This window comes from Pigmentibacter sp. JX0631 (assembly GCF_029873255.1).
In the GTDB taxonomy this organism is placed as follows: Bacteria; Bdellovibrionota_B; Oligoflexia; order Silvanigrellales; family Silvanigrellaceae; genus Silvanigrella.
Window position 1 is genome coordinate 3,168,570 of record NZ_CP123622.1, and the last position, 13,406, is coordinate 3,181,975.

Annotated in this window: 15 protein-coding genes; 9 read left to right on the forward strand and 6 right to left on the reverse strand. The window is 30.5% G+C overall.

Going from position 1 to position 13,406, the window contains the following annotated elements; all coding sequences use genetic code 11:
- The first annotated feature begins 54 nt into the window (after window positions 1–54).
- Genes QEJ31_RS13715 through QEJ31_RS13730 form a run of 4 tightly spaced genes read left to right on the forward strand, consistent with a single transcriptional unit; the run spans window position 55 to window position 4,376 of the window.
- Window positions 55–987 (forward strand): LysR family transcriptional regulator, encoded by a 933-nt coding sequence (locus tag QEJ31_RS13715; RefSeq protein ID WP_280590964.1) that lies wholly within the window; start codon window positions 55–57, stop codon window positions 985–987.
- Between the two features lie 13 nt (window positions 988–1,000).
- Window positions 1,001–1,681, forward strand: a complete 681-nt coding sequence (locus tag QEJ31_RS13720; RefSeq protein ID WP_280590965.1) for a 3'-5' exonuclease — start codon at window positions 1,001–1,003, stop codon at window positions 1,679–1,681.
- 20 nt (window positions 1,682–1,701) lie between these two features.
- Window positions 1,702–3,900: a hypothetical protein gene (locus tag QEJ31_RS13725; RefSeq protein WP_280590966.1), complete on the forward strand. Its 2,199-nt coding sequence runs from the start codon at window positions 1,702–1,704 to the stop codon at window positions 3,898–3,900.
- Between the two features lie 2 nt (window positions 3,901–3,902).
- Window positions 3,903–4,376, forward strand: a complete 474-nt coding sequence (locus QEJ31_RS13730) for a hypothetical protein (RefSeq protein ID WP_280590968.1) — start codon at window positions 3,903–3,905, stop codon at window positions 4,374–4,376.
- Here the strand turns inward: QEJ31_RS13730 and QEJ31_RS13735 are convergent.
- The 3 genes from QEJ31_RS13735 to QEJ31_RS13745 all read right to left on the reverse strand — a co-directional run bounded on the left by QEJ31_RS13735 (window position 4,357) and on the right by QEJ31_RS13745 (window position 6,070).
- Window positions 4,357–4,599 (reverse strand): hypothetical protein, encoded by a 243-nt coding sequence (locus tag QEJ31_RS13735; RefSeq protein ID WP_280590971.1) that lies wholly within the window; start codon window positions 4,597–4,599, stop codon window positions 4,357–4,359. The genes QEJ31_RS13730 and QEJ31_RS13735 overlap by 20 nt on opposite strands.
- Before the next feature lie 120 nt (window positions 4,600–4,719).
- Window positions 4,720–5,301, reverse strand: coding sequence for a hypothetical protein (locus QEJ31_RS13740; protein WP_280590973.1), 582 nt, complete (start codon window positions 5,299–5,301; stop codon window positions 4,720–4,722).
- 100 nt (window positions 5,302–5,401) lie between these two features.
- Window positions 5,402–6,070, reverse strand: a complete 669-nt coding sequence (locus QEJ31_RS13745) for a hypothetical protein (RefSeq protein ID WP_280590974.1) — start codon at window positions 6,068–6,070, stop codon at window positions 5,402–5,404.
- A 256-nt stretch (window positions 6,071–6,326) separates the two neighbouring features.
- Here QEJ31_RS13745 and QEJ31_RS13750 point away from each other — a divergent pair, with 256 nt between their 5' ends.
- The 5 genes from QEJ31_RS13750 to QEJ31_RS13770 all read left to right on the forward strand — a co-directional run bounded on the left by QEJ31_RS13750 (window position 6,327) and on the right by QEJ31_RS13770 (window position 11,401).
- Window positions 6,327–7,181 carry a transporter substrate-binding domain-containing protein gene (locus QEJ31_RS13750; protein ID WP_280590976.1) on the forward strand — a complete coding sequence of 285 codons (855 nt, stop codon included), beginning with the start codon at window positions 6,327–6,329 and terminating at the stop codon, window positions 7,179–7,181.
- 55 nt (window positions 7,182–7,236) lie between these two features.
- Window positions 7,237–8,025 (forward strand): amino acid ABC transporter permease, encoded by a 789-nt coding sequence (locus tag QEJ31_RS13755; RefSeq protein ID WP_280590978.1) that lies wholly within the window; start codon window positions 7,237–7,239, stop codon window positions 8,023–8,025.
- A 15-nt stretch (window positions 8,026–8,040) separates the two neighbouring features.
- On the forward strand, window positions 8,041–8,799 hold the full coding sequence (locus tag QEJ31_RS13760; RefSeq protein WP_280590980.1) for an amino acid ABC transporter ATP-binding protein: 759 nt from the start codon (window positions 8,041–8,043) through the stop codon (window positions 8,797–8,799).
- Between the two features lie 242 nt (window positions 8,800–9,041).
- Window positions 9,042–9,530 carry a hypothetical protein gene (locus tag QEJ31_RS13765; RefSeq protein ID WP_280590982.1) on the forward strand — a complete coding sequence of 163 codons (489 nt, stop codon included), beginning with the start codon at window positions 9,042–9,044 and terminating at the stop codon, window positions 9,528–9,530.
- Window positions 9,531–9,784: 254 nt separating this feature from the next.
- Window positions 9,785–11,401, forward strand: a complete 1,617-nt coding sequence (locus QEJ31_RS13770) for an SGNH/GDSL hydrolase family protein (RefSeq protein WP_280590983.1) — start codon at window positions 9,785–9,787, stop codon at window positions 11,399–11,401.
- A 5-nt stretch (window positions 11,402–11,406) separates the two neighbouring features.
- Here QEJ31_RS13770 and kdsA read toward each other — a convergent pair whose 3' ends face one another.
- The 3 genes from kdsA to QEJ31_RS13785 are packed head-to-tail and all read right to left on the reverse strand — an operon-like array spanning window position 11,407 to window position 13,398.
- Window positions 11,407–12,240 (reverse strand): 3-deoxy-8-phosphooctulonate synthase, encoded by an 834-nt coding sequence (gene kdsA / locus QEJ31_RS13775; protein ID WP_280590985.1) that lies wholly within the window; start codon window positions 12,238–12,240, stop codon window positions 11,407–11,409.
- A gap of 24 nt (window positions 12,241–12,264) precedes the next feature.
- Window positions 12,265–12,951 carry a hypothetical protein gene (locus tag QEJ31_RS13780; RefSeq protein WP_280590987.1) on the reverse strand — a complete coding sequence of 229 codons (687 nt, stop codon included), beginning with the start codon at window positions 12,949–12,951 and terminating at the stop codon, window positions 12,265–12,267.
- 15 nt (window positions 12,952–12,966) lie between these two features.
- Window positions 12,967–13,398, reverse strand: coding sequence for a hypothetical protein (locus QEJ31_RS13785; RefSeq protein ID WP_280590989.1), 432 nt, complete (start codon window positions 13,396–13,398; stop codon window positions 12,967–12,969).
- Window positions 13,399–13,406: the final 8 nt, after the last annotated feature.

Sequence of the window (13,406 nt, forward strand, 5' to 3'; positions counted from 1 at the left end):
TTATCCTTACAGTATTGTTCCAAACGTGTCTATTCTCATATTATGGAGTAAAGAGTGCAAGAGTTACAGGACATATATAGATTGCAAGCTTTTGTTACAGTTGTGCAAGAAGGATCTCTTTCATCTGCTGTTAATAAATTGCATATCACGCAACCCGCTTTATCTGCGCGGTTAAAATTATTAGAAGAAAGTTTAGGTTGTGCTCTTTTAAAACGAACAGCAAGAGGCGTTCGTTTAACAACAATGGGAAAATTAGTTTACGGGATTGCAGTAGATATTTTAAAAAGAATGAATCAATTACAAACAACAGTTAGAAATCATCTTGAATTAAGAGAAGGTTTTGTTCATTTAGGAGGAGGTGCAACCGCAGTTGCAGGTGTATTTCCAGATGCTATTTCTGAATTTCGGAAAAAATATCCACAAATTCAATTTACTCTGCATGAAAAAGATTCTGCTACAGTAATAGAAGCCCTACATGATGGTTCGGTTGATGTTGGGTTAATTACAAGAAATCCTTTTATTTCTTCTAGTGAAGATCCATTAATGGGATTAAAAATTCATGGAGAAATTTTAGATACATTAGAAATTATTGCAGCACCTGATAATCCATTGGTACAAATGTCTTCATCATTAGAGAAACAAGGAAAGACTTTGTTACCTATCCATATCAATAGACAACCTATGATTTTATTTGAAAGTGGTAGTGCAATACATGATATTATTGAAATGGAGTTTAGAAAACTTGGAATTAAATATAGAACAGTAATGACTTTAAGATCAACACAAAGTATGATTAAAATGGTTGAAAAAAATATAGGTTTGAGTGTTGTAAGTTCTCATTCTTTAAAAAATGAAAAAAATATTAGTGTCTTAAAAGTACAAGGATTAAAAATGGAACGTTCAATATTAATATGTTCATCGCAAGAAAGAGAACTTGCTCCAGCAGCAGCTGAATTTATTCAGGTTTTACAAAAAATTTATCAATAAGTTGGATTATTTTATGGTATCAAATTTTCAAAATAGTATTTTTCATCATATTCTTAATGCTAAACAAAGTTCCCAAAATTCTTTAATTGCAATAATGGGTGGTATGAGTGGTTCAAGGTTTAAAGAATCAGATGCCATTGATAAATTGCCTTTTGTTGTTTTTGACTTTGAAACTACCGGATTAGATGTAAAAACTTCACGTATTATTGAAATTGGTGCTATAAAATACATAAATCAAAAAGAAATTGAAAGATTTTCGCAATTAATAAATCCTGGTATACCTATTACAGATGAAATAACAAAAGTAACAGGAATAAAGAATGAAATGTTAGTTGATCAGCCTGATTTTCAATCTATTTTACCAAAATTTCATGATTTTTTACGTGGTTGTGTGGGTTTAGCGCATAATGCTGAGTTTGATGTTGGAATGCTGTTTCATGAATCAAATAGATTGGGAATATCTTGTGATTATACTGTATTTTGTTCTTTAAAAATGGCTCGTGACTTGGTAAAGATTGAGCGTAGAAATCTTGACGCTCTAGCAAAACATTATGGATTGAGTTTTGAATCAAGACACCGTTCTATTGGCGATATCTTAGTTACAGCCGATGTATTTTGGAGTATGCTTAGAGAAAATCCTGCGATTAAGACCATAGGGGATCTTTATCCTTATCGTGAGGAAATGCCAGGATAAATTTTAGGAAAAAAGCATTTGTGAAAAGTAAATTAATCCATTTTTTCTTTGCAATTTTTTTTACTATTCATTTAAGTTTTATCTTGTATAAATTTATAAATCCTAGCCTTGTTTGGACTGCTTTTCCCATTTCTTTATTAGCACTACGCTTGCTTGATGTTTACTTATTTCAAGGACAGAAAATAATTAAAACTTTCTCAAATGAAAGAATTCAATTAAATTTATCCGCTGCGGGTTTTTCTGGAAATAACTATATTAAAAAATTTAATAGGAAAAAATTTTTTCTTTTCTTTCTTTTCATAGGGTCATTTTTCTTCACTTTTAAAGAAGAGTTTCATTTAACAGTGGATAGATTTACAGCTCTTTTTCAAAATTCTTATCCGGTTTTAAAAATAGAATATCCTTCATATTTATCAAAAAATCCATTATTTATTGAATTATCAAAAAAAGAACAATCTATAGAAATTGATAGTTCTTATTATCTAGAAATTAATGTTAATAATTTAAAAAAAAGTGATACATGGCAAGTCTTCTTGATAGATAAAAATCAAGTCTATCCTGAAAAAAATCTGTCTTATCAGATGCGTAATGGTAGTTGGTCTTCATCAGTTCAAGAAATGTATGCTTCTTTTGCAAAAGACATGTTAAATACAAATATTTTAACTAATAAAGATCCTAAAAATATCGAACTAATAGTATCAAACAAGGAAAAAATTTTTAAAATAAACTTAAAAGTTAACCTTACTTTGAAGCCCGAAGTAGTTTTTGAATCTATTTTAAAAGAAAATCTAGATTCTCCTCAACTACATGGGAAACTTAATTTTAAATTATCAGTTAATTCAAAAGTTCCATTAACTAATATTGAATTAAATGTCAGAACAAAATCAGGATATTCTTTTAAAAAAACTATTGCCGAATTTGCAAATGCCGCTGAGTTTGAATTTAATTCTGAGAGTGTTGAATTAGTTACTTTAGGGATCCCATTTTTAGCTGAAGATATTTTATATGTGAAAGCCAATGCAAAAACCGTTTTATCGGATTTAGTTGGTGAATCAAAAGAATTACAGTTTCCTATTAAAACGCCTTTACAAGTAAGGGGGGAAATAATTAAAAATTTAGAAGATGCTTTGAATCGCTTAACTCATATGAAAAAGGCGGATACAGTTTTTAAATCAGAAGTATTAACCACATTATCTAAATCTTCTCAATTATCAATAAATCTAAGTCAATCAGGGGTAGTAAGAAGAAATATTCTTGAAGCTATGAGTTCTGTTGAAAATATGTCCCTTAAAAATGATAGCTATTATGAAAAAGCAAAAGCAAAAATAATTACGACGTTAAACATTTTGAATAGACAACAAAAAGCCAATGAAACTAATAATTTTATGGCTAGGCTGTTAAATCTTAAAAATAATTTATTGCTGAATGAAAATGTTGTTAACCACAAAAATGAATTTAGGAGCGAAGCGGCAGAGCTGCAAGAATTAGCTTCAGGTATAAATTTACAAATTAAAAAAATTGTAAACGAAAGTGCTTACCCATTGTCAAATACTGAAAAAAAATCAATTATAACCTTATTAAATGCAGATAAAACTTCTGAAAAATTAAAAGCTACAGAAAAAAGTTTGTCTTCAGATAATATTTATGAATCTCAAAATCATATTCAAAAAGCTATGGATGAGGCCAACAATCATTTAGGATTTGCGATGCAGTTATTGCAACAAGCAAGATTAAAGGCAATGCAAGAAGCCAAAATACAATTAAATCATGCTGATCTATCACTAGAGAATTCAAAGTATGCTACAAATAAATCAGAGGTGCTTAAATCTTTAGAGAAAGGTAAAACAAATCTTGATAAAACTCCTCGCTTAGGAGGAGAATTTAATGAGTTTTTACAAGATGCGAAAAATCATACAAAAAAAACAATCCAAGCAGCGAATTCTGATAGCTCATTTGATAAATTAGTATATACCCAAAAAGCTCAAGAAGCAGTAGAAAGAGCTATTCTTTCACTGCAGGATGAAGAAGATAGTGATAAAGATATGCAGAAAGAGCAAGAAGCTCACTCTTATCGTTCGATGATGGATATCCTTTCTGCTCAAAGTACTTTAGATTCTACTTGGAGGAAAAAAATTCTGGATGAAATTTCAAAGCTTAAGTCTCAAGGTGAAACTTCTGATTCTCCTATGATTCGTTACTTAGAAAGTCGTTTACGTTAATTATGAAAACATTTAAAAATCGCAATTATATTCATGGAATTTCGTTTCATCATCGATCAAGTCAAAGACGAATCAAAACAAGATCATCGATAAGTGAATATTTTAATATTAGTGAACTACGTCTTGCTATTAATAAAGGTTTGCCCCAGAATTTAGCTGCAGAAAGTATTTTTTATTTACTTTGTGACCAAGGAAGAAATGAAATTAACTCACTTGTTTCAATTTGCACTGAAAATATTACAAAATGGGATGGAATAGTAAAAACATTGGATCGTTGTTTTTCTTTTTCAAACTTAGAAAGAAAAGATTATTTTTTAGGTGAACAAGAAGACATATTTATTATTGCTCGAGAAGAAATTGATGTTTACTTAGAAGCTAAAAAATTACTATCATTATGGAAACATAAATTGAAAATTTTAGAAATGATAGTTGAGGCTCAAGGAAGTTATCGTTTTCTTAATAAAGATTTCTTTTAATAAATAAAAAACAGTTTACAAAGAAATGATCCATAAAATCATCGACATTAGAATGAAATTTATTTATTTTATTGTCAAAATTATTCGCATAATTAATAGTAAATTCAGAGATAGTAAACTCTTCAGTGTTCAATATAATGTTCTTGCTTTTAGTAAATTCTACGCAGCTTGATACTAAGCCTATAGAAATTAAAGTTATTACAATTGATTGGAAGATATTCATTTTATCACCTAAATCAATAAAAAAAGAATAAAAAAGACAATTTTAAATATGTTAAGTTACTTTAAAAGTCAATATTATTTTTTATTATTAAGTATAATTTAAATGTATAATTTCATGGGGTTAAAAGCTTAAAGTAATACCACCCCAATAGGACTGATCATAATATGGATTACCATAAGGAGAATTGACTCCAGAGGGTGATATTCTATAAGTAATTTTTAAATGAAAATAGCGAGTTATTCTCATAGATAATGAAGCGCCTGCATCCCAAGTTAATGAAACTTCATCGTTACTTTCTTGCCCGTAAATATCTTTCGTTTTTTGTTTCCTATTTAATATCCCACCATAGATAGAGGGACTAAAGTAATAATTGAATAACCCTATGCTTAAATTTGTAAAAGTATCAGTTGAATCTATCTGTTGAGTAAGTTGACCTGCTGGTAAAGTTTTTGTCCCTTGACTTGCAACATAAGATCTATATGCATCGTTGTATTCGTATAAGTCACTAGTAAAGGTTTCCCCCATTTCAATTTGCATAAATCTATTTAACGGTAGTCCAATTTCTAGCCCATATGATGAACGAGTATATTTGTATGTACTAGTATAACTTGTAGAGTAATTTCCATTGAAAGTAATATCAATTGCTTTTGCCATTTTAGTCATAAATATAAAATTTAATATTATCAGAAAAAATATTTTCATAAGAATTTAAACCGATTTAAAATTGTTTGAGCTTATATCGGCTATAAATTTTTTTTACATATGGGAAATATTTTCATTTAAATGATTTGTTAGGATATTTTTAGCGAGAGTATATTTGATTTTGTAGTAAAGTTGTTTGTCTATTTGTAGAGTCTATTAACTTATTTATTTCATCTGTGAGATCAGGGCTTGGAAGCCATGATGAATTGTCTTCCATTTTACTAGCTGGACTTCCTGTGTAATATTCAACTACATTTTTTAATACAACTTCGGTTTGTCTTGGTCCTACAGGAAAAATCATCACATTAATTCTATTTCTAAAAAGTCTTCCATCGATGAAAAATTTATCCCAATCAGTTTGTAAATTAAAATTACGTCTGTCCATAGAATTTATAATATAATTTTGTGATAAAATCCGTGAAATTATTCCAAATACTAAAGCAGGGTGTGCTTGAGTCCGCCATGTATTGCCTTCTATATGAGCGAGTATAAAAGGGTTTTGGATAGGCATTGTATAATTAAAATTATTGTTTCCTAAAGGGGGTTTTTTATTTGGACTTAGTTGACCATTTTGTGATATACCACTTCTGTTGAAGTTATCTCTTCCATTTTCATTATTAGGTTCATCTTGAAAGAGGCTTTCTAAAAAACTTGGAGTTTTTCTTTGTTCCGTAGCATCCCCATTTCTTTTATAGTTGGGATTTAGGAGGGTAGAACACCCACTAATCAGAAAAATATTGATTAAGGAAAGAAATCTCATCAAATTCATAATGTTCCTCTATCGAGAATTTCTACTTTATTGGAATTATCTTATTTTTTAATGAAGAAGATATGACTAATATTTGCATATGACACAAGATAGTTAAGAAACATTTTCCTTCTAAACTGTTTGTGCAATTTTGCTTATATTTTGCTACATTTTTGAGATTTTCTTTTGGGGATTAGATTTGCTCCCTATGATTTTGTGTGATAAACGGAGCATTGCTTTTTTCGTATTTCCAATAATTAACGAAAGGTATCCAACTATGAGGAGCTCAACTAATTCTGGGCTACGGCTTGCAGCAAGAAGCACGCTAATAAAATTGTTTATTTGTGCCATCTCTACAGTAATACTTTCTAAAGGAATTGCTGCTGAAAAATCTATACTGGATACCATAAAAAAAGATGGTGTTTTACGTGTTTGTGCTGAATCAGGGTACTTACCATTGGAAATGAAAACTGCATCCGGTAAGTGGTTAGGATTCGATCCTGAAATGATGGAAGCCTATGCAAAGTCATTAAATGTAAAATTATTAATGTTAGACACTAAATGGGATGGAATTATTCCGTCATTATTGACTGCAAAATGTGACATGATAGCTTCTTCTATGGCTAAAACGAAGGAAAGAGCGAAAGCTGTTCAGTTCAGTGACCCGTACTACGATAATAAACTGCTAATTGCTACTAAAGACACCCCTGAAAATAGAAAACTCTATAAATCTTTAGATGATTTTAATAAACCTGGGTTAAAAGTTGCTGTAAAAACTGGGTCAGCTCCAGATCTTTATCTTCAAGATTCAAAAGCTTTAAATAAAGCGCAAATTATGCGATTTGATGCGGATGCTGATACTTTGAATGCAGTTATTGGTGGTAGAGCTTTAGCTTTTATTTATGATACTCCATACGTAAAGCTTGCTGCGTTGAATAATCCAGGAAAAATTTACATTGTTCCTAGCGGATTTAGTGGTGACCAATTTGCTGTTGCCATGCGTAAAAAAGATCAAGATCTGCATAGTAGCTTTAATAAGTTTTTAGCTGACTGGAAAAAGAATGGTGGTTATGCTAAGGCGGTCAAGTATTATTTTGAAGGACAAGAGTGGATGGCTCTTCTAGATAAGTAATAAAAATTATTTTGTTTTTTAGTTTTAAATCCTCAGTTTGGAAAAAAGAAACGCAATGCCAGATAAAAAAATTCCTCTTTATTACTCCCTTTTGTCTATCTTTGTAATTGCATTACTATTCTATATTTTGGTTCGGAGTTTTCTAGAACTTGATTATAGTTGGGACTTTACAAATTTACTTCCTTATATTTGGCTCCCTAGTTCAGAAGGAGGAGGACCTGGTCTTTTTCTAAAAGGATTGTGGATTACAATCAAAATGAGTTTTGAAGCTATTGTAATTGGTACCATTCTAGGAATTATTTTTGGTATTTTACTTACGACGAAAGAAAAGGTAGCAAAGTTTGCCGCATTGTTTTACGTCGACGTTTTCCGCAATACTCCTGTCCTTGTCCAATTATACGTTGCTTATTTTATTGTCGGTTCTGCATTCAATTTGTCTGGAGCTGTTGCTGGCGTTTTAACTATGAGTTTATTTTGCTCCGCTTATGTAGCAGAAATTTTTAGAGGCACAATTGTAAATTTTGAAAAAGGGCAAATCGATGCAGCGAAAGCTTTGGGGTTAAGTCCCCTTCAAATTGCCAGAAAAGTAATAGCTCCACAGGCTTTAAGAAATATGCTACCACCGCTAATTGGCCAATTTGTTTCTTTAATTAAGGATAGTTCCCTCCTCTCTGTTGTGGCAATTCCTGAACTGACAAAAGAAGCACAAAATGCTGTAACTGTTACCTTTAGAAGCTTTGAAATTTGGTTCTTTATAGCTTTACTTTATTTCGTAGTGAATACTCTAGTAAGCTCATTAGGAAGATATTTAGAAAAGAAATTGAGTGTAAGCTTAAAACATTAATTTGGAAATGATTTTATGTCACAAGATGTCGTAGTTAGTTTAAAAGATGTAAATAAAATTTTTTACACCAAAGATAAAGAGCATCATGTTCTTAAAGGTATAAATTTTGAAGTTAAGCAAGGTGAAGTTGTTGCTCTTATTGGTCCTTCTGGAAGTGGAAAAAGTACTTGTTTGAGAACAATCAATGCATTAGAGACAATCACTTCAGGAAATGTTGAAGTTTGCGGGATAAATTATCGGGATTCAAAAAAATCGTTACATTTAATTCGAAGAAATACAGGAATGATTTTCCAGCGTTTTGAATTGTTTCCTCACATGTCAGCATTAGAGAATGTTGCTCTGGGACCAAATTTAGTACTTGGAAAGTCAAAAGAAGAATCAAATCAAATAGCATCAGACCTTTTGAAGAGAGTCGGATTAGGCAATCATTTTGATAAATACCCAAGAGGCCTATCTGGTGGACAGCAACAGCGCGTTGCAATTGCTAGAGCGTTAGCTATAAATCCTAAAGTATTACTCTGTGATGAACCTACAAGCGCGTTAGATCCTGAGCTTGTGGATGAAGTTGTAGACATATTAGTAGATATTGCAAAAGGCGGAATGACTATGATTGTGGTAACCCATGAGTTGTATTTTGCCCAAAAAGTATCGAATAGAACAATGTTTTTAGAAAGTGGTCATATAGTTGAGCAAGGAAATACGAAAGAAATGTTTTTATCTCCGAAAACGGAACGTCTGCAAACTTTTCTTAAGCGGATTACTCATCAAAATTAAATATTAAAATTCATAATGTTTTATTATTACTCTTTCTGAAGAACAGAAAGGGTTTTTTTTGTTTTTTAAAATAATTATAGTTGTGAAAATAAAATAATTTTTTGTTTCTATTTATTTTAATCATTTGTTTATTTAATTAATTATAAAAAACAAAGACAAAGTAATTATTTCATAATTATTCTTGATATTTATCTAGATAATGGTACCTTAAATTAGCCCTGTCAAATTAAAAGGAAATATTTATGAATTTAAAATTAGTTACTTTATCGTTCGCTGCTTTTTCTAGTACTGCTTTTGCAGGATCTTATGACTTAAGTACAGTTGTAAATCAAGAAAATCAAAATAAAATTATTTCAGAAATGATAGATACTTTTAAAAAGGGAGTTGTAGATAAAAATACTCCTGTTACTTTATCAGGTAATTTTGAAGTTAACGATCAAAACAGATTAACAGCAATCAATGTAGACAAAGTTGGTTTTAAAGTTATTAATGTTCCACTAATTGGAACGTATCAAACTGAAGCATCAATTAAAGCATTGATAAATGATGATAGCTGTAAGAATATTACAATAACTCAAACTTCAGTCATTAAAGGTTCTCCATCATTTGTAAATCCTATATTCGCAACAGATTTGAAAAATAATGCTGCTAAAGCAATTGAAATATTTATTAAAAACTCAGATTTAAGTAAATATTGTGCAAAAGAAACTTATACAGTTATATTTAATTAATTAACAACAAAAAAGACGGGGTGCCTCCATTTATTTTAAATGGGGTTTTTTCTTGTCAAATTTCTGACTTGCCATGATTTTGACGATTACATAAGTCTACAAAAATGTTTTCATTAAAATCTATTGTAGATATAGAATTAAATTTTATTTTACCCCAACTTTATGAAAATAAGCGAAATATAATAATAATTTGACTACCAATTCATTTCAATATATTTTTTTTGCAGAAAACAATTAAAAATTGGAGACATTTTATGAAGTTGACCTTCTATGGTAAAACATGTAAAAAAATTTGCTTTTCATTTTTCTTTTTAGTTTCAAGCTATTCATATGCAAAACCTGAACCAGAATACATTAAGAATTTATTTAACTCTGAATATTATGTAGCCTGTTACTATCATGATCAACTTCAAGGCTTAGAAAATAGTAATCCAAATTTAATGTACCCTAGTCTAGATTTTTTAACTTTTGGTGCTAGAAAAAATTATGTTTGGGCAATAAAAGCAGAAAATTCAGCTGCAGTATGGACTAAACTTTCAGGGAAAATTACTGATGGATTTTTTATAGAGGAAAAATTATCTTATCAGGATTTACAAAACCAATGTAATTATGCATTAAAAAATAAATTTCCAACCCAAAAATATGATTTGTTTGAAATGAAAGCTTCGACTTCTGATCTTGCAGGCTATGAATATCCTATTCAATTTACTAATTCAGAAATATCTCAACAAAAGATTAAACAGATTGTTTTATTTGGAGATAGTCTTTCTGATGCTGGAAATTTAAAGCGTTGGACTAAAATAATGCCATTTTATCCATTTTGGTTTGGACGTTTTGCGGATGGTTTTGTTTGGAACGATTACTTAACTGAAAGAACACATTTGCCTGTACTGAATTTTGCTTACGGTGGGGCTAAAACGGATGGAACTAACGATGCATTTAATAGTAGTATACCTACTCAGTTTATAACTGCCGTAAGAAGTTTTTTTACTGGAAGTTCTAAATATTATGTCAATTCATATTTAAAATCTTACTTAACAATTGATTCATATAGAACTACTAATCAAAAAATTTCAAATCCGAATGAGACTCTTTTTATAATATGGATAGGTGCAAATGATTTTCTAGAAAAATTTGAAGGAAATTTGCCTGCACAAAATATGTTCGAAAATCCAGACGCGGTAGGTGGGGTTAATTTTATTTATAAAAGAGCTGTTGATAATATCCTTGAACAAATTAAAATGTTAAATAATGCAGGAGGCTACCATTTTCTTGTCTTAAATTTACCCGATTTAGGTAAAACGCCAATTATATTAACTGCTAATTATAATAAATATCAAGATGATGAGAAAAATAAAGCAGAATTTTCTATAAAATTATCTGAGGGAACTGCAAAGTTTAATTTCTATCTTGATAGCGCATTAAAAAATTTACAAGATAGTCAAAAAGAAAAGATAAATATTAAATTACTTGATATTAACAGTGATTTTGAAAGAATAATGAATAATAAGAATATTTTTGATGATTCCTATTTTGATTATGGTTTTACTAAATTAGATTCAAAGTATTTAATTCCAAAAACAAAGAATTATATTCAAGAATTTTGTTATAGCGGAAATTATTTTAAAACAGCATTTACAAATATCGGTAAAGAAACAATTTTAATGTCTGTAAAAGAAAATAAATGCAGTGATGAAAGTGGAAACAGAATTAAATATCCAATCTTTTTTAACTCTCCACACCCTTCAGCTTATGCACAATGTTGGGTTAATTTTGCTGTTGAAAAAATTATGATAGAAAATGGATTATTGAATAAAAAACAAGAAACTATGAATGAAATGAAAAAATATTGTCAAGCTCAAATGAATTAAGTTAACTAAAGCATTTTAGCAATATCTTCAATTAATTTTTCTGCCATAGGCATAGATAATTGAGTATCAGCATCGGAAAGGGCTTCTTTAGGATTTTTATGTACTTCCATAAAAATTCCATCTACTCCGACCGCAATAGCGGCCTTTGCTAAAGGAAGAGCCATTTCTCTCAAACCAGAAGAGCATCCATTTCCAGCTCCTGGTAGCTGAACAGCATGAGTGGCATCAAAAATAACAGCGTGTCCTTCTTTCGCCATTTCTACCAAGTTACGAAAATCTACAACTAGATTATTATATCCAAAACAAGAACCTCTTTCGACCAGAATAGTTTTTGGGTTATCGCAAGAATTTAAAAAATTTGCGATTTCTATCATTTCTTCAGGAGCAGCCCATTGTCCTTTTTTCACCTGGACTACTTTTCCAGTTTGGGCAGCAGCTACCAGAAGTTCCCTTTGTTTACATAAAAATGCCGGAATTTGGAGAATATCAACTATTTTTCCCGCTTCTAAAGCTTGTTCTACGGAATGTACATCTGTAAGTACAGGAACATCTAATTCATTTTTTATCTTTTCTAACCATTGTAAACCTTTTTCTAGGCCAGGACCACGTTTGCTAGTAGCACTAGTGCGATTTGCTTTGTCATAACTACTTTTAAAAACATAAGGAAGTTGGTATTTTGCGCATAATTTTTTCAGAAATAATCCAACTTCTAAACCTAACTCTAAGGATTCTAGCATGCATGGCCCTGCAATAATTAAGGGCCTTGTTTTTGATAAAGTGATTCTATGGCAAATTTCACCATCCCATTGACCTGCGTAAAAGTTTCTTTGATTTTGCATATTACTAGCCTTTAAATTTATGAACTAATTTGATAAAAAAGTACTAAGTACTTTTAATTGCTTTTGATTATCAATGACATAAAAGTTAACTCCAAAACCCTTCCCTGTGTCGACAAAGGCACTGATAAAATCAGTGTTATGTAGCCAGTGAGGCTTATGCGAATATGCTTGTTCTTCTGATGCGCATAATTTTGCAAGATGAATTCCAAAAGGAATTCCAAAAGAGCGTAAAATATATAAGGAGCGTGGATCTAGAGTAACATCAGAATAACCAAATGAATTTCCAGTTTCTATAATGGCTACCGATGAGTTTTTTAACTTTTCAATAACCCGTTGCAGATCACTTGGAGCAAGAAAACTACCTTTTTCAACAAAAATAGGTAAATGAGTTTGCTGGCATGCTTCTAATATATCGCTTTGTCTACACAATTCCCCAGGAACATACAAAAAGTTCACAAGTTTAGAAATAAGATGAACTTCCTGTGGGGAGCTAACAATGCAGCCAAAAGGGATATCGATGCTTTTAACGCTAGTTTCGAATTTTGCTAAATTTTCTTTCATGACATTCAGTTGTGATTTTGTAGAATTAGAGTTTAATTTCCATTCCCCAAAATTAAAAACTGGAAATACAGATTTTTCGTTCGATTTTACAAATTGATTATCAGAAACAAGTTCTAAAGCAAAGGTTTTATATTTAGTAAAAAAGGACATGGAAAAGCTCCCTATTCAGGAAGCTTCACTACTTTCTTGTTCTAGAGTTTTTGAGCTTCCTTGGCTTATTTCGTCTTCAGTTTGCTTTAACAAAGCAAGCTTTTGAATTAAGTTACCTAAGATAATGGCGTTTTCACCTCTTGGATGAACAATCACACCACCTATTCTCTTTAACTCTTTATCACACCATTTTACAACCAAATCAATTTTTAAAAATTTAATATTTGATATATTGAATTGATCTATAGGGATTTTTAAAGAAAGTATTTTCCCCGGTTTATAACTTATTCCTTCTTTGGTAATAAATTCAGCTTTAAATCCTTTCCATGAAAGGTCTAATACGACAACTTTTTTAGAAATTAAAGGGTTCCATTTATTTGGAAATATTTGAGCGACAATTGCTGTTTCATACCGCGGCTCTCGTCTTTTAGGTATTTTTGGAACCATACTCCACC

Excerpts from the sequence above, each read along its gene's own strand:
- QEJ31_RS13745 (WP_280590974.1), bottom strand. The coding sequence starts at position 6,070 with ATGAATTTGATGAGATTTCTTTCCTTAATCAATATTTTTCTGATTAGT.
- QEJ31_RS13750 (WP_280590976.1), top strand. The coding sequence starts at position 6,327 with ATGAGGAGCTCAACTAATTCTGGGCTACGGCTTGCAGCAAGAAGCACG.
- QEJ31_RS13760 (WP_280590980.1), top strand. The coding sequence starts at position 8,041 with ATGTCACAAGATGTCGTAGTTAGTTTAAAAGATGTAAATAAAATTTTT.
- kdsA (WP_280590985.1), bottom strand. The coding sequence starts at position 12,240 with ATGCAAAATCAAAGAAACTTTTACGCAGGTCAATGGGATGGTGAAATT.
- QEJ31_RS13720 (WP_280590965.1), top strand. The coding sequence starts at position 1,001 with ATGGTATCAAATTTTCAAAATAGTATTTTTCATCATATTCTTAATGCT.
- QEJ31_RS13740 (WP_280590973.1), bottom strand. The coding sequence starts at position 5,301 with ATGAAAATATTTTTTCTGATAATATTAAATTTTATATTTATGACTAAA.
- QEJ31_RS13730 (WP_280590968.1), top strand. The coding sequence starts at position 3,903 with ATGAAAACATTTAAAAATCGCAATTATATTCATGGAATTTCGTTTCAT.
- QEJ31_RS13785 (WP_280590989.1), bottom strand. The coding sequence starts at position 13,398 with ATGGTTCCAAAAATACCTAAAAGACGAGAGCCGCGGTATGAAACAGCA.
- QEJ31_RS13780 (WP_280590987.1), bottom strand. The coding sequence starts at position 12,951 with ATGTCCTTTTTTACTAAATATAAAACCTTTGCTTTAGAACTTGTTTCT.
- QEJ31_RS13765 (WP_280590982.1), top strand. The coding sequence starts at position 9,042 with ATGAATTTAAAATTAGTTACTTTATCGTTCGCTGCTTTTTCTAGTACT.
- QEJ31_RS13735 (WP_280590971.1), bottom strand. The coding sequence starts at position 4,599 with ATGAATATCTTCCAATCAATTGTAATAACTTTAATTTCTATAGGCTTA.
- QEJ31_RS13755 (WP_280590978.1), top strand. The coding sequence starts at position 7,237 with ATGCCAGATAAAAAAATTCCTCTTTATTACTCCCTTTTGTCTATCTTT.
- QEJ31_RS13770 (WP_280590983.1), top strand. The coding sequence starts at position 9,785 with ATGAAGTTGACCTTCTATGGTAAAACATGTAAAAAAATTTGCTTTTCA.